Raw genomic sequence first — 14,258 nt, forward strand, 5'->3', positions numbered from 1 at the left:
AGGAACCTCTCGCGCCGGTAAACTGGTCTGACACCCGCCCGCCTGTGCCGAAATGGCCGACGAGCCCTGAGGGAGCCGCGTATATGCTGATGCTCCTCGCTGTGTTCCTCCTCGGGTCGCTGCTGATGCCCGTTCTGGTGCGCTGGCTCGGAGCTCAGGCCTTCGCCATCGCCGCCCTCGTTCCGGCAGCCGCCTTCGTGCACGCGCTCGTCATGACGCCGCGGGTGCTCGACGGCCCCGTCCCGTTCGAATCGGTCGAGTGGATCCCGCAGCTGGGACTCAACCTCTCCATGAACATGGACGTGCTCGGCTGGGTGCTCACGCTGATCGTCACCGGCGTCGGCGCGCTCGTGCTCCTCTACTGCCGCTGGTACTTCTACGAGGACTCCGCGGGGGTCGGCCAGTTCGCCGGTGTCCTGCTCGGCTTCGCCGGGGCGATGTACGGGCTCGTGCTCACCGACGACCTCGTGATGCTCGTCATGTTCTGGGAAGTCACGAGCATCCTCTCCTACCTCCTCATCGGCCATTACCGTCGGCGCGCTGCCAGCCGTCGTGCCGCACTGCAGGCGCTGCTCGTGACCACGCTCGGCGGTCTCGTGATGTTCGTCGGCGTCGTGCTGCTCGTCGTCGACACGGGCACCTCGAGCATCCGCGAGATCCTCGAGCTCGCGCCCAGTGGGCCGCTCATCGACGCCGCGATCGTGATGCTCCTGATCGGGGCCATCAGCAAATCGGCGCTGTTCCCCTTCCACTTCTGGCTTCCGGGTGCCATGGCGGCACCCACCCCGGTCAGCGCCTACCTGCATGCGGCCGCGATGGTGAAGGCCGGCATCTACCTGATCGCCCGCTTCGCCCCGATCTTCGCGTTCAGCACGACATGGCGACCGATCGTCATCACGCTCGGCATCGTCACGATGCTGCTCGGCGGAATCCAGGCGCTTCGGGAGACCGACCTCAAGCGCATCCTCGCCTTCGGCACCGTGAGCCAGCTCGGCTTCTTCGCGATCGTCGTCGGCTACGGCACGCAGGCGACCGCCCTCGCCGGTCTCGCCCTGGTCATCGGCCACGCGCTGTTCAAGTCGGCGCTGTTCCTCATCGTCGGTGTGATCGACCGCCAACTGTCGACCCGTGACATCAACGAGCTCTCCGGTGTCGGTCGGCAGGCGCCCGTTATGGCCACAGCGGCATTCATCTCCGTCGCCTCCATGGCGGGTATCGCCCCGACCATCGGCTTCGTCGCCAAGGAATCGACGCTCACCGCGCTCCTCGACGACGCGCAGGGCGGCTCCGCCTGGGGTCTCGTCGCGCTGATCGGGATCGTCCTCGGTTCCATGCTGACTGCGGCATATGGCGTGCGCTTCCTCTGGGGTGCGTTCTGGAAGAAGCGCGACGACCAGGGCCAGCAGCTTCCCGACACCGCATGGCCCGATCCGCCGGTGGGCTTCCTGTCCGCGCCGATCATCCTCGCGGGGGTCACCCTCGCCACCGGCATCGGCGCTCCCGCCCTGGACACCGCTCTGCAGGGATACGCCCTCACGGCGACCCCCGGCCTCGATCACTCCGGGGAAGCCGTCGAGGGCCCTGGCCACTTGGCGCTCTGGCACGGCTTCGAACCGGCGCTGGGCATCTCGATCCTGTCGATCCTGCTCGGCATCGGGCTGTTCCTGCTCACCCGCAGGACCGCCTGGGACCGCAAGGCTCGCATCCTGCGCTTCACCGCGGCCGACGTGTACTACTTCGTCATGCGCGGCGTCGACCGTCTCTCGGTGCTCAGCACGACGCTCACGCAGCGCGGCTCGCTGCCCGTGTACGTCGGCACCATCTTCGTGGTGTTCGTCGCCGCCGAGGTCACGGCGCTGATCGCGAGCGACATCGATCGGTACAACCTGTCCCTCTGGCACACCCCGGCGCAGATCGCCGTCGCGCCGATCATGGCGATCGCCGGCATCTTCGCGGTCCGTGCGCGCAAGCGCTACACCGGCGTGGTGCTGGTCTCGGTCACTGGACTCGGAATGGTCGTGCTCTTCGCGACGAGCGGCGCCCCCGACCTCGCGCTCACGCAGATCCTGGTCGAGACGGTCACGATGGTCACCTTCGCCCTCGTGCTGCGTCGTCTTCCCGCGCGCATGGGCGAGCACAACGCCTCGGTCGGGCGCATCCCCCGCGCCCTGCTGGCCATCGGCGTGGGCGTCACGATGGCCTTCGTGGCCGTCGTCGCCACCCAGTCCCGCGTCGCCGAACCGATCTCGGAGGCGTTCCCGAAGCTCGCGTACGAGATCGGCCACGGCAAGAACGTCGTCAACGTGGCGCTCGTCGACCTGCGTGGCTGGGACACCATGGGCGAGCTCTCGGTGCTCGTGCTCGCCGCGACGGGCGTCGCCTCCCTCGTGTTCGTCACGCACCGCGCCGATCTGCTGGCCGCCACCAAGAACCTGCCGCGAGCCACGCGCAAGGCCGCGCGCAGCCGCCCCCTCGTCGAGACGACCGAGGGCATCCGCTTCCAGACGTCCGAGAACGAGAGCAGCCCGCGGGCATGGCTCGTCGGCGGCCAGAAGATGAAGCCCGAGAACAGGTCGATCCTGCTCGAGGTGATCGTCCGCATCCTGTTCCACACGATCATCGTGGTGTCGATCTTCCTGCTGTTCTCCGGGCACAACCTGCCGGGTGGCGGGTTCGCCGGCGGTCTCGTCGCGGGTATGGCGCTGGTGATGCGCTACATCGCCGGCGGTCGCTGGGAGCTGGGAGCCGCGGCCCCGACGGACGCGGGACGCCTCCTCGGCACCGGCCTCATCCTGGCCGTCGGCACGGCCGTGGTGCCCCTGTTCTTCGGCCTCGCCCCCTTGACCAGCACGTTCTGGGAGTGGGAGATCCCGCTCATCGGACACATGGAGTTCGTCACGTCGACCATCTTCGATGTGGGCGTCTATCTCGTCGTGATCGGACTCGTGCTCGACGTGCTCCGCAGCCTCGGGGCCGAGGTCGACCGTCAGGCCGCCCTGCGCACCACGCCCGGTCCTGAAGGATTCCTCTCGCGGGGCGGGAGGAGCAGCTGATGGACGTCTCCCTCACCCTGATCGTCATCATGGCCATCCTCTTCGCATGCGGTGTCTACGCGATGTTGGAGCGCAGCCTGACCCGCGTGCTGATCGGCTTCCTGCTGCTCGGCAACGCCACCAATCTGCTGCTGCTGATCGTGATGGGCGTGCCGGGCAACGCCCCGTTCTTCGGTACCGAGGGCGAGATGAGCGACCCCCTCCCGCAGGCGCTCACCCTCACGGCTATCGTGATCACGTTCGCGGTCTCGGCCTTCCTCCTCGCACTGATCTATCGCTCCTGGCAGCTCGGACAGGCCGACACGGTCGAGGACGACGAGGCCGACATCGCCCTGCGCGAGCGCACCGATGCCGACGAAGACCTCATGGACGACGAATCCGAGACGGACGACGACGAGGCGACCACGGACTTCGTCGGCGTGCAGACCGCGCCGATCACGGTGCTGCACATGCGGGACCACCCCTCCATCCACGACGATGCGCCGTATGACGCTCCGACCGGTTGGGGGAGCGAACCCTCTGCTGCGGACGAGGGTCGAGAACCGCGCCCCGACGAACCCGATGACCACGACGAGAACGAGGAGGGCAGGCCATGACCGCCCTCGTCCCCCTCCTCGTCGCACTGCCACTGCTCGGTGCCGCCGTCACTCTCGTGTTCGGCCGGAACGCGCGCCTCCAGGTCGTCGTCACCGTCGCCACCCTCGCCGCCGTCTCGATCATCGCCGCCGTGCTCCTGGTCGTCGTCGATTCGGGTGCTCCGCTCGCGGTGTCGGTCGGCGGATGGCCCGTTCCGTTCGGCATCGTGCTCTATGTCGACCGGCTCGCCGCGCTCCTGGTGCTGATCTCCAGCATCGTGCTGCTCGCGGTGCTGCTCTTCTCCATCGGCCAAGGTGCGGCGGACGGCACCGACGAGACGCCGATCTCCATCTTCAACCCGTCGTACCTGATCCTCGCGGCCGGTATCTTCAACGCCTTCATCGCCGGGGACCTGTTCAACCTGTACGTCGGATTCGAGATCCTGCTCGTCGCCTCCTACGTGCTGATCACGCTGGGCAGCACCGAGTCCCGTATCCGCACCGGTGCGGTCTACATCGTCGTCTCGCTGGTCTCGTCGATCCTGTTCCTCGCCTCGATCGCCATGATCTACGGCGCGCTCGGCACGGTCAACATGGCCCAGATCGCCGAGCGGATGTCGGAGCTCCCCCAGGAGACGCAGCTGGTGCTGCACCTGATGCTCGTGGTGGCCTTCGGCATCAAGGCTGCCATCTTCCCGGTGTCGTTCTGGTTGCCCGACTCGTACCCGACCGCTCCGGCCCCGGTCACCGCCGTGTTCGCCGGCTTGCTGACGAAGGTCGGCGTGTATGCGCTGATCCGCACCGAGACGCAGCTCTTCGCCTCGAACAGCATCGACACCCTGCTGCTGATCATCGCGCTCGCGACCATGATCGTCGGAGTGCTCGGCGCCGTGGCGCAGGCAGAGCTCAAACGAATCCTGTCGTTCACGCTGGTCAGCCACGTGGGCTACATGATCTTCGGGCTCGCGATCGCGACGCCCGCCGCTATCGGCGCGACGGTGTACTACATCGTTCACCACATCGTCGTGCAGACGACGCTGTTCCTCGCCGTCGGGCTCGTGGAACGCCGAGCGGGAAGCACGTCGATCCTGCGGGTCAAGGGGCTGCTGAAGGTCGCCCCGGTCATCGCGGTGCTGTACTTCGTTCCCGCGATCAACCTCGGCGGCCTGCCACCCTTCTCGGGGTTCATCGGCAAGTTCGCGCTGTTCGAAGCTGCGGCCTCCGTCGGAACTCCGATCATGATCGTGCTGATCTTCGGCGGTATCATCACCTCGCTGCTGACGCTGTACGCGCTGATGCGCGCATGGAACCTCGCCTTCTGGCGCGAGGAGGAGGACTCCACCGAGACCGAGGGCCGCATCTCCTACCTGGGTAACGCCCCCGCCGCCGACGAGCAGCAGGAGCGTCGCCGCATCCCGAAGATCATGACCCTCGCGACCGGAGGCATGGTCGCTGTGACCCTCGCTCTGACCGTGTTCGCGGGTCCCCTGTACGCCCTCTGCGACCGCATCGGCGCCGGACTGCTGCAGCCCGTGAGCCTCGTGCAACTGGAAGACGAGGTGGGCTGATGGCGCGTGACACCCGGCGTCACCTGTGGCGCGACATCCGCGTGCAGCTGCCGTTCCTCGCGTGGCTCGTCGTGCTCTGGATGCTGTTGTGGGCGCAGTTCACGGTGCTGTCGTTCCTCACGGGACTCGTCGTCGCGATCTTCGTCACCCGCGTGTTCCGCCTGCCGACCGTCGCGCTCTCCGGCCGGATCAACCTCTGGTACGCGGCGCTCTTCGTGGTGCAGTTCCTGTTCGCCGTGCTGAGCGGCGCCCTCTCGGTCACCGTGCAGGTCTTCGACTTCCGCCGACAGCCGGGGACGGCCATCATCGCGGTGCCGCTGCGCTACGCGGACGACCTCGTCATGACGCACGTCGCTGTCGTGTCGTCTCTGATCCCCGGGTCGCTGGTCGTGGAGACCGACCGCGACCGCCGGATCCTGTACCTGCACGTGATCGGCGTCCGGAACCTCGACGACGTGGAGAGGCAGCGTGCGGGCGTGCTGCGCTGGGAGCAGCGGGTCGTGCGTGCGCTCGGAGACCCCGCTCAGTATCGTGCCCTCAAGGCCGACGAGCGTGCGGGCCTCGGACTGACGAAGGGCGGTGCCCGATGAACATTCTCCTGCTGCTGATCATGGTGGTGTTCGGCATCGCCGCCGTGCTCGCCCTGATCCGGATCGTGCGCGGGCCGTCGATCCTCGACAGGGCCGTGGCCTCCGACGTGCTCCTCACCGAGGTGATGTGCGTGATCGGTGCGGAGATGGCCATCAACGGTCACACCCGCAACATCCCGGTGCTCCTGATCATCGCGGCCATCGGGGTGTTCGGCTCGATCGCCGTCGCCCGCTTCGTCGCGAGAAGGGACAACACGACACCATGAACGTGTTCGGTCTCATGATCCCCGACGCCGTCATCGACGTGGCGGTGCTCGTGCTCATCCTGCTCGGCGCCGTGCTGTGCCTGTCGGCTGCGGTCGGGCTGCTGCACTTCCGCGATGTGCCTTCGCGACTGCACGCGGCGACCAAGCCGCAGGTACTCGGTCTGCTCCTCATCTGCATCGCCATCGCGCTGTCGCAGCGCTCGATCGGCGGCATCCTGCTCGGGTTCGTACTGGTCGCCCCGGTGGTGCTCATGCAGTTCGCGACCGCTCCGCTCTCGGCGCACATGGTCGGACGGCAGGCGTATCGCAACGGCACCATCGAGCAGCGCGGTCTCGTGGTCGACGAGCTCGCCGAGTCGAAGCAGACCCCGCCCGCCGCCGGCTGACCTCGAGGTCTGATCCCGGGAGCCGCTCGACGGAAAGCCCGCGGGCGTCAGATGCGGGCGGCGAACTCGTGGATCAGGCGTGCCGCGGGCTCGGAGTCGCTGATCAGGGTGCCGTGACCGTGATCGGGGATCACCTCGAGGTCGGCTCCGGGGATCGCGTCGATGATCTCGCGGCACCAGCTCATCGGTGCCAGCGGGTCGCTCTCTCCGCGCAGCACCAGCACCGGGCACTCGATGCGCACGAAGGCGTCTTCCGGCTCATGCACGATCGTTGCGCGCATCTTGCGGAAGAGGTGTGGTCCGCCGCGGAGGTACTCGCGGGCTCCACGCCAGATGACCAGCGGCCGCTCGCCGATGAGGTCGGTCAGCAGGTAGCGGGCCTGCGCTCCGATGTTGCGTGCCGCCTTGTTCACGGTGGGACCGGCGAGCACCACTCCTTCGACGAGGGACGGATGGCGTGCGGCGAGCTCGGCAGCGATCTGGCTCCCCATGGAGTGGCCGATCACGAGAACGGGACCGGAGTCCACGTGCTGGAGGTAGGCCGCGACCAGGTCGGCGTGCCGCTCCATCGTGAGGGTGCGCGTGGGCTCTGGCGCCTCCCCGAAGCCCGGCAGATCGACCGCGATGACTCGTCCATCGAGCCGCTGCACGACGTCGAGGTAGACGCTGCGCCCCATGCCGATACCGTGCAGGAGCAGGTAGGTGTGCGGTCCTTCTCCGAACGTCTCGGCGATGAGGGTCGCACCTCCGTGCTCGAACTCCAGGAGCGTGACGGGGGTGCCCTTGGGGGCGAGGTAGCTGGTTGGCACCCATCCACGCTAGCCGAGCATCCTGGGGCAGTGCTCGGATACTCCGACCCTCGGGTTCAGTCGGCCGGGCTGAGCACCAGCGTGTCGACGGCTGCGGACTTCACCGCCTGCGTCGAGTACGCCCACGGCTTCTGGGCGCCTACCGCCCAGTCGGCGGTCTGATCGGTGTAGTGCTCGTGGAACGCGTGTCCGGAGGCGCCGGTCAGGTGGTTCCAGGTCGAGGCGTCGAAGTCGGAGAGATCGACCACCATCCGCATCGACGGCACCGTCGTCGTCGCATACGAGACGCCGAGCTCCCATCCGGTCGCGTTCACGACGGACGCTCCTCCGCTCACGGGGAACGGCCCGCGATTGAACAGTGCTTCGATCGGGGCGATCCCCGACGAGCCGAGCGTGTCGCTGGTGAGGGTGATCGCGTGCAGGTCACCCCAGTTCCATCGCGAGAGCGTGGTCCCCTGCAGGGCTGCGAGCTCGTCGTAGGCCTCCTCCGCCGACAGCGCGAGCATCTGCTCCATCCCGTCGACGTCGAGCTGCTCGTTGGTCCAGAGCGGGTCGGACGGATCGGTCAGCATGGCGGAGACGACCGTGAACAGGCGCCCCTGACCATCGATCGGGAGGGGCTGCTCGCGCTCGGCGAAGATGTTCTGCACCAGGTTCGACCACAGCACGTTCGCATAGGCGGCGGCCGCCGACGATGCGCTGTTCTGACCGTCCCAGGCCTCCAAGAGGTCGACGGCATCGGACGCGCCTGCCCCGGAGACGTCGACCTCGGCCATGGCGGTCGCCAGCTGCGTTCCGATCCACATCTCGTTGTCCATCTGGATGTCGCGCATGTCGTCGGCGGTCAGTGGGGCGACCGCCGTCCGCCGTTCGATGAGGTGGGCGATCCGCGCCGCCCGGTAGCCGTAGTCCCAGTCGCGGGAGAGGACGTAGCCGTAGTCGTCCGTCACGATCGCGTTGTTCGCGGTGACGATGTACCCCGAGTTCGGGTTGTACGACACCGGCAGCTCCTCGAACGGGATGAAGCCCGTCCAGTCGTAGCTGCTGTCCCATCCGGGCTGGGGCATCCATCCGTCGCCAGCACCACGGATGGGGAGGCGGCCGGGGGCCTGGTATCCGATGTTGCCCTCGGTGTCGGCGTAGATGAGGTTCTGCGCCGGCACGTCGAAGAGCGACGCGGCGTAGCGGAAGTCATCGAAATCCTGCGCGGTGGAGAGGGCGAAGATCGCCGTCGCGGCCGTCCCGGGATCGAGCGCCGTCCACCGCAGGCTCACGGCGTACTCGGCGTCCTCCGACCCGGGGACGGGAGTGGTCGGTGCGGAGGCCTCGACGCCCAGCGCGGGCTCTGGGTCATCGGCGATCTCCGTGAAGTCGTCCGTGAGTCCGGAGATGATCGGGCCGTGCACGGTGGAGCGGATGGTCAGATCGATGTCATCGCCGCCGGCGACCTTGATCGTCTCCGTGCTCTCCTCCAGCGGCACCAGGGCTCCGTCGCGCCAGTACTGGTCGCCCTCGACCCGCTCGACGTAGAGGTCGGTGACGTCGGTGGTGAGGTTCGTGAACCCCCACGCGACCTTCTGGTTGTGGCCGATCACGATGCCGGGCAGCCCGGAGAACGAGAAGCCGCCCACATCGAACGGGCACTCCTCGTCCACGGTCGAGCACTTCAATTGCACCTGGTACCAGACCGAGGGGAGGGAGGCTCCGAGGTGCGGGTCGTTCGCGAGCAGCGGCATCCCCGTCTCGGTGAGGTCTCCGGAGACGACCCACGAGTTCGAGCCGATGCCCTCGCCCACGTCGCCGACCAGCACGCTGGCGGCCTCGATGACGTTCGAGGTCTCCTCCCAGTCGATGGTGGTCGACGCCTGCTGCGCCTCACCCTCGGTCTCGCCGGGGGTGAAGGCTGCGGGTTCCGCTCCCGTGCCGAGCGCCGGAACGGTCGAGATCTTCGGGACGATCACGGGGTTCTCAGCGAACGGGTACTCGGGGTAGAGCTTCGCCAGCATGTCCGCGGTGGTAGCGGCATCCGGGGCATCGCCGTCGGTAGCGGTGCTCAGCTCGGCGGCGAGGAGCGATCGCTCGGTCTCGTCCTCGATGTTGCCGCGGAGATCCCAGGCCATGGCCTTGAGCCAGGCCACGGAATCGGCAGGTTCCCAGGGCTCTGGGGCGTAGTCGGGGTTCTGCAGTCCGATCACGGCGTACTCGAGCGAGAGCTCGGCACCCGAACGCGAGGCGAGGTAGGCGTTCACCCCATCCGCATACGCCTCGTAGTAGCCGCGGGTGGTGTCGTCCATGGCCTCGACCTCGGCCTCGGCGACCTTGCGCCAGCCGAGGGTGCGGAGGAAGGCGTCGGTTCCGGCCTGCGACTCCCCGAACATCTCGGCGACCCGTCCGGACGTTACGTGGCGGCGGAAGTCCATCTCGAAGAAGCGGTCCTGCGCGTGCACGAAGCCCTGGGCGTAGAACAGATCGTCCGTGGAGTCGGCGGTGATCGTCGGGATGCCGCGGTCGTCGCGCTGCACGGTGACCTCGGCCTGGAGGCCGTCGAGCTCGATGGATCCGTCGGTCTGCGGGAAGGAGCGCTGGATCGTCCAGGTCACGAAGAACGCCGCAGCCACGGCCACCACGACGATCGCGGCCACAACGAGGAACGCGACGCGTCCGATGCGGACACCCAGCGAAGGGCGTGAGGGTGCGGCGGACTCCTGCGAATCGGTCATCATCGTCGAGAACTCTTTCGGGTAGACAGGTGGAACTCAGTCCCACCGAGCCCCGGTGCGCGTGTCAGGGTCGCGCCTTCGCATCATATCCACCTCCGCGCTCGCCGCGAGGTGTTCCGCCGCGAGCGCCCGACCGATCACCCGATCAGGCTCGGCTGCAGATCCCGCAGCGTGCGGCGGTGCGTCATCCGGGTCACCCCGATCATCGCGAGCAGCAGCGCACCGACGAGCCAGACTCCGAGCACTGCCAGATCCCACCCGGCCCGCGCGTAGTCGCCGCCGTACATCAGCTGGCGCATCGCATCGACCACGTATCCCAGCGGCAGCACATGATGAAGGGCGGCGAGTGGTGCCGGCAGCGTCTGCCAGGGGAAGGTCCCACCGGCCGTGACGAGCTGCAGCACCATGAGCACCAGCCCGAGGAACTGTCCGACCGAGCCGAGCCACACATTCAACGCGAGGATGATCGCCGTGAAGGTGGCCGACGCGAAGATCATCACACCGAGGGTTCCGAGCGGGTGGTCGAACGTGAAGCCGAGCGTGACGGCGAGGATTCCCATGAGCCCGAGCATCTGCACCGCGCCGAGCACCGCAGGGGTGAGCCAGCCGGCGAGCGTGATGCGGACGGGCGAATGGAGGGCCGTGATGGCCCGCCGTGAGATCGGCTTGACGATCAGGAAGAGCGCGTAGATGCCGATCCACGCCGACAGTGCGGCGAAGAACGGGGCGAGCCCGGCGCCGTAGTCCTCCGCGGAGGCGACCTTGTCGCTCGACACCTTCACGGGATCGGCGATCGTCTCGGCCTGGCGGGAGCGCAGGTCGGGTGTCGAGGCGGGGATCGCGTCCACCCCCTGGGCGAGCCCGTCGCGCAGTTCGGCCGTACCGGAGGCGAGCGCGGCCAGTCCGTCGCGCAGCTGCGTCGCGCCGTCGTTCGCCGCGGAGGCGCCGGTGGCGACCGTGCCGGCGCCGGAGGCGAGCTCGTTCGCACCCGCGGCGAGGGATGCGGCGCCGGCAGCGAGCTGATCGACCTTGCCGACCGCGGCCTGCACCTGCGTGTTCCCCTCCTGCAGACGCGCGCCCAGCGGATCGAGCCGGGCGAGCACCTGGTCGATCTCTTCGGGGGTGAGGCCCTGCTGCGCCAGCGCGTTCGCGATGTCGGAGCGCACCTGCGGCAAGGCGTTCGCGGCCTGTTGCACCGCTGACCCCGCGCGGTCGGCGACGTCGGCGAGCTGTCGGTTGCCCGCGCTCACCTGCTGGGCTCCGCTCGCGAGGCTCTGCGCCCCGGTAGCGAGTTGCGCCGTGCCGTCGGCCAGCTTCGCGGTGCCCTCCGCCAGAGTTATGCTCCCGGTCGCCGCCGTGCCGGCGCCGTCGGCGAGCCTGGTGGCGCCGTCCGTCGCCGTGATGAGCTTGTCACGCACGTCGCTCAGGCCCGTGAGCAGGCGCTCTGCGGCCTGGCTGCCCACCATCTCGGCGACCGAGCTGCGGATCTTCTCGACCGCCTGCGTACCCATCGACGACGCGAGGTAGTTGTTCGCGTCATTGGTCTCGAGATCGATGCGCGCCTGGTGCGGGTCGGTCCCCGCCGCCGAGGTGAGGGCCGACGAGAAGTCGCTCGGAATGGTCACCGTGAAGTCGACCGTGCCGTGGCGCAGTGCTTCCGAGGCTTCGTCCGCCGACATCAGCTGCCAGTCGAACGCGTTGCCCTTGATCAGGTTCTCCGCCACGTCTTCGCCGTAGTTGACGGTCTCGCCCGTCGCGGGTTCCGTGCCGGTCGTGGGTGCGGGCGCGCCCTCGTCGTCCACCACGAGGGCGACGGGAACCTCGGGGAACTTGGCGTACGGGTCCTGGTTCGCCCAGAGGTACAGACCGCCGTAGAGGATCGGCACGCAGATCAGCGCGACCAGGGCGATGATGCCCATCCTGCTCGCTGTCAGTCGTCGGAACTCGGCGGCGATCATGGCGGGAACCTTCATCGCGTGCCTCCGTTCTCGTCTGCGGGGGTGTCCGCGATGTCGGGGACGGCATCGTCCGCCGGTTCGTCCCACACGAGCGGCTCGACCGGTCCGGAGGCATTGATCGCGTCGAACTCGTGCATCCGCTCCAGGGCCACGGCAGCGGATCCGCCGACGATCACGAGCATCGCGTAACCGCGGTCGGCGAACTCCGTGGCGATGCGCCACCATCCATCGGGGCTGCCGCCGTGACGGTCGGGCGACACGAGCACGATGCCCTCGACGCCGGAGCGGAGCACGGCCAGCTCGCACAGGATGCGCACGCGTGCCGCCGGATCGACGGTGCCGATGGGGGCGGCGGCGAGCTCGCTGTACCCCAGACGAGCGAGCCAGCGCCGGGCGTGGAGCGGGGTGGCGCCGAGGCCCGCGAACATGAGCTCCTCCTCGACGACGCCGACCAGGGCGACGTCGGGATGAGGGTCGCTGACATCCGGAGCGTCGACCAGGGCCACGCGTCGACGCAGGGACTTCGCGTCGACCGCGTCGTCGATGCTCACGCGCCCGGATTCCGGACGCATGCGGCCGCTCGCGATCAAGCCGAGCACGGTCGGTCGCTGCTCGGTCTCGGCGATCGCGAAACGCACTGCTCCGGTGTGGAACTCGAGCGACATGGGGGGCAGCGCCTGGCCGTTGCGGCCCTTGCTCACATCGCGCAGCGAGATCTTCATGCACGGTCCTCCGGATCGATGGGGGAGTCTGTGGGAGCGGCGGCCGCGGCGATGTCGGGGTGCGAGGCGAGCAGCTCGTCAGCTTCGCGCCAGGAGAGGCCGGCGATGCTCAACACGGTCCGCACGGCGACGTCAGCCGCACCCGTGCTGGTCGCGTCCGTGCGCGAGATCACGGTGCGGGCCATCTCCTCGATGAGGCGCGCGAGGGTAGGGGCGGCGAGGTCCGTGCGGAAGCTGCCGTCGTCCTGACCGCGTCGCACGAGTGCCGACACCGTGCGGCGCAACGGGGCCAGCGCGGCCGCCGTGTGCTCGACGTGCGCTTCATCGAGAGCGAGAGCCGCGGCCACCTGCACGTGCGCGGCCTCGTGCCAGAGCAGAGCGGCGAGGCGGGCGAGGGCGAGACGGGCGTCGATGTCGTCGATCGAGGTGGCGATGGCGTTGAACCGCTGAGTGCCGCTGGAGATGAGCTCCCGGATGAGGGCGTCACGGTCCTCGAAGTGTCCGTAGAGGGTGCGACGCGAGAGCCCGGCACGACGAGCGATGACGTCGATGGAGGCGTGCGGATGGACGGCCAGGGTCGAGCGCGCGGCGGAGAGGATGCCGGCGCGGTTCTCGACGGCGTCGCGACGAGGTGCACGAGTGGTCATGACCTCATGCTACGGATCATGCACATAGCTGTGCAAGATTATTCTTCACATTCGGAGAGCGTCCTCAGGTGCCGCTTCCGCGCAGCCGTCGCGGAGCCGAGCGTGTTATGTTACGCGTTGCGCGTGAGCGCGCACGGGGGATGGCGCCGGTCTCGGACGCGTGAGCGTCCGGTACGCGAGTGTCGACCGTTTTCAAGTGGTGGGGGACCGCTGTGGTCGAGGGGAGTGTGCTTTGGCAGGCATCGATGTCGTGCGGGAACGCCGAACGAGGAGCGATGATGTCTATCGCCGGTTGCGGGATGCGATCGTCGACGGTGAGCTGCGGCCGGGGGAGCGCCTTCGCGACGCGGAGCTGGCGGAGAGCCTGGGGGCCTCCGCCACGCCCGTCAGACATGCCCTGGCGCGCCTGGCGGAACAAGGGCTCGTCGAGATGCACCGCAACAGCGCCACCCGCGTGGCGCCGCTCGATCTCGATCACATCCGCGATGCCATCGCCCTCTTCGGCGACAGCTGGATCGGCTCGGTGCGCCATGCGATGCCGCACGTCCAGGAGGATGACGTCGCCTATCTCGTGGAGCTGACCGACGATATGTCCGCCGCGGGACGAGCGCGCGATGTCCTGGCCTACGGAGTCGCGTTGCGCACTATCGCCATCGGCTTCGCCCGTCTCGAGGGGAATGCCCTGCGGGAGTCCGTGATCGAACTGCTCGGGCCGCAGATCCGGCGCTTCACGCAGCGCTCTGCGGGGTCGTTCGACTGGGCGGCGAACGAGAGGTCCACGCGCGAGATCCGCGAGGCGATCGTCCGTCGTGATGCGGTGCAGACCCGGGCGGCCCTGGTGATCCTCTTCGACGATGTGCTGCCGGGTGTCGTCGACCGCACCGCGGCGCGAGCGCGCTGATCCCGAGCCGCACCTCTGAAAGCACGATGCGCCGGCACCCCGTGGGCGCCGGCACATCGGTGG

12 protein-coding genes are annotated in these 14,258 nt (G+C 68.5%); 7 read left to right on the forward strand and 5 right to left on the reverse strand.

What is annotated here, in order from left to right; translation table 11 throughout:
* Positions 1-83 precede the first annotated feature (83 nt).
* Genes AAY78_RS09390 through mnhG form a run of 6 tightly spaced genes read left to right on the forward strand, consistent with a single transcriptional unit; the run spans position 84 to position 6,438 of the window.
* Entirely contained in the window at positions 84-3,053 is a 2,970-nt protein-coding gene (locus AAY78_RS09390) for a Na+/H+ antiporter subunit A (RefSeq protein ID WP_046748037.1), read from the forward strand.
* On the forward strand, positions 3,053-3,649 hold the full coding sequence (locus tag AAY78_RS09395) for a Na(+)/H(+) antiporter subunit C (RefSeq protein ID WP_046748038.1): 597 nt from the start codon (positions 3,053-3,055) through the stop codon (positions 3,647-3,649). The genes AAY78_RS09390 and AAY78_RS09395 overlap by 1 nt, the downstream gene beginning before the upstream one ends.
* Positions 3,646-5,196 (forward strand): Na+/H+ antiporter subunit D, encoded by a 1,551-nt coding sequence (locus AAY78_RS09400; protein WP_045262651.1) that lies wholly within the window; start codon positions 3,646-3,648, stop codon positions 5,194-5,196. The genes AAY78_RS09395 and AAY78_RS09400 overlap by 4 nt, the downstream gene beginning before the upstream one ends.
* Positions 5,196-5,786 carry a Na+/H+ antiporter subunit E gene (locus AAY78_RS09405; RefSeq protein WP_046748039.1) on the forward strand — a complete coding sequence of 197 codons (591 nt, stop codon included), beginning with the start codon at positions 5,196-5,198 and terminating at the stop codon, positions 5,784-5,786. The genes AAY78_RS09400 and AAY78_RS09405 overlap by 1 nt, the downstream gene beginning before the upstream one ends.
* Positions 5,783-6,052: a monovalent cation/H+ antiporter complex subunit F gene (locus AAY78_RS09410; RefSeq protein ID WP_021200077.1), complete on the forward strand. Its 270-nt coding sequence runs from the start codon at positions 5,783-5,785 to the stop codon at positions 6,050-6,052. The genes AAY78_RS09405 and AAY78_RS09410 overlap by 4 nt, the downstream gene beginning before the upstream one ends.
* On the forward strand, positions 6,049-6,438 hold the full coding sequence (gene mnhG / locus AAY78_RS09415) for a monovalent cation/H(+) antiporter subunit G (protein ID WP_046748040.1): 390 nt from the start codon (positions 6,049-6,051) through the stop codon (positions 6,436-6,438). Before AAY78_RS09410 ends, mnhG begins: the two co-directional genes overlap by 4 nt.
* 47 nt (positions 6,439-6,485) lie before the next feature.
* Here mnhG and AAY78_RS09420 read toward each other — a convergent pair whose 3' ends face one another.
* The 5 genes from AAY78_RS09420 to AAY78_RS09440 all read right to left on the reverse strand — a co-directional run bounded on the left by AAY78_RS09420 (position 6,486) and on the right by AAY78_RS09440 (position 13,294).
* Complete coding sequence (locus AAY78_RS09420) at positions 6,486-7,247, reverse strand: alpha/beta fold hydrolase (protein WP_046748041.1); 762 nt, start codon at positions 7,245-7,247, stop codon at positions 6,486-6,488.
* Between the two features lie 56 nt (positions 7,248-7,303).
* On the reverse strand, positions 7,304-9,967 hold the full coding sequence (locus AAY78_RS09425) for a penicillin acylase family protein (protein ID WP_082108649.1): 2,664 nt from the start codon (positions 9,965-9,967) through the stop codon (positions 7,304-7,306).
* A gap of 137 nt (positions 9,968-10,104) precedes the next feature.
* Positions 10,105-11,940, reverse strand: coding sequence for a YhgE/Pip family protein (locus AAY78_RS09430; protein WP_046748042.1), 1,836 nt, complete (start codon positions 11,938-11,940; stop codon positions 10,105-10,107).
* Positions 11,937-12,647, reverse strand: a complete 711-nt coding sequence (locus tag AAY78_RS09435; RefSeq protein WP_046748043.1) for a hypothetical protein — start codon at positions 12,645-12,647, stop codon at positions 11,937-11,939. Before AAY78_RS09435 ends, AAY78_RS09430 begins: the two co-directional genes overlap by 4 nt.
* The gene (locus AAY78_RS09440; RefSeq protein WP_046748044.1) at positions 12,644-13,294 is read right to left on the reverse strand and encodes a TetR/AcrR family transcriptional regulator; all 651 of its coding nucleotides are present in this window, start codon (positions 13,292-13,294) and stop codon (positions 12,644-12,646) included. The genes AAY78_RS09435 and AAY78_RS09440 overlap by 4 nt, the downstream gene beginning before the upstream one ends.
* A 232-nt stretch (positions 13,295-13,526) precedes the next feature.
* Between AAY78_RS09440 and AAY78_RS09445 the strand changes: the two genes are divergently transcribed.
* On the forward strand, positions 13,527-14,195 hold the full coding sequence (locus tag AAY78_RS09445; protein ID WP_046748045.1) for a GntR family transcriptional regulator: 669 nt from the start codon (positions 13,527-13,529) through the stop codon (positions 14,193-14,195).
* Positions 14,196-14,258 lie beyond the last annotated feature (63 nt).

It is taken from the genome of Microbacterium sp. Ag1 (assembly GCF_001005635.1).
Classification (GTDB): Bacteria; Actinomycetota; Actinomycetes; order Actinomycetales; family Microbacteriaceae; genus Microbacterium; species Microbacterium oxydans.

What these genes read in the sequence shown, in the direction of transcription:
- AAY78_RS09405 (WP_046748039.1), top strand. Translation starts at nt 5,196, where the DNA reads ATGGCGCGTGACACCCGGCGTCACCTGTGGCGCGACATCCGCGTGCAG.
- mnhG (WP_046748040.1), top strand. Translation starts at nt 6,049, where the DNA reads ATGAACGTGTTCGGTCTCATGATCCCCGACGCCGTCATCGACGTGGCG.
- AAY78_RS09395 (WP_046748038.1), top strand. Translation starts at nt 3,053, where the DNA reads ATGGACGTCTCCCTCACCCTGATCGTCATCATGGCCATCCTCTTCGCA.
- AAY78_RS09425 (WP_082108649.1), bottom strand. Translation starts at nt 9,967, where the DNA reads ATGACCGATTCGCAGGAGTCCGCCGCACCCTCACGCCCTTCGCTGGGT.
- AAY78_RS09440 (WP_046748044.1), bottom strand. Translation starts at nt 13,294, where the DNA reads ATGACCACTCGTGCACCTCGTCGCGACGCCGTCGAGAACCGCGCCGGC.
- AAY78_RS09390 (WP_046748037.1), top strand. Translation starts at nt 84, where the DNA reads ATGCTGATGCTCCTCGCTGTGTTCCTCCTCGGGTCGCTGCTGATGCCC.
- AAY78_RS09430 (WP_046748042.1), bottom strand. Translation starts at nt 11,940, where the DNA reads ATGAAGGTTCCCGCCATGATCGCCGCCGAGTTCCGACGACTGACAGCG.
- AAY78_RS09435 (WP_046748043.1), bottom strand. Translation starts at nt 12,647, where the DNA reads ATGAAGATCTCGCTGCGCGATGTGAGCAAGGGCCGCAACGGCCAGGCG.
- AAY78_RS09400 (WP_045262651.1), top strand. Translation starts at nt 3,646, where the DNA reads ATGACCGCCCTCGTCCCCCTCCTCGTCGCACTGCCACTGCTCGGTGCC.
- AAY78_RS09410 (WP_021200077.1), top strand. Translation starts at nt 5,783, where the DNA reads ATGAACATTCTCCTGCTGCTGATCATGGTGGTGTTCGGCATCGCCGCC.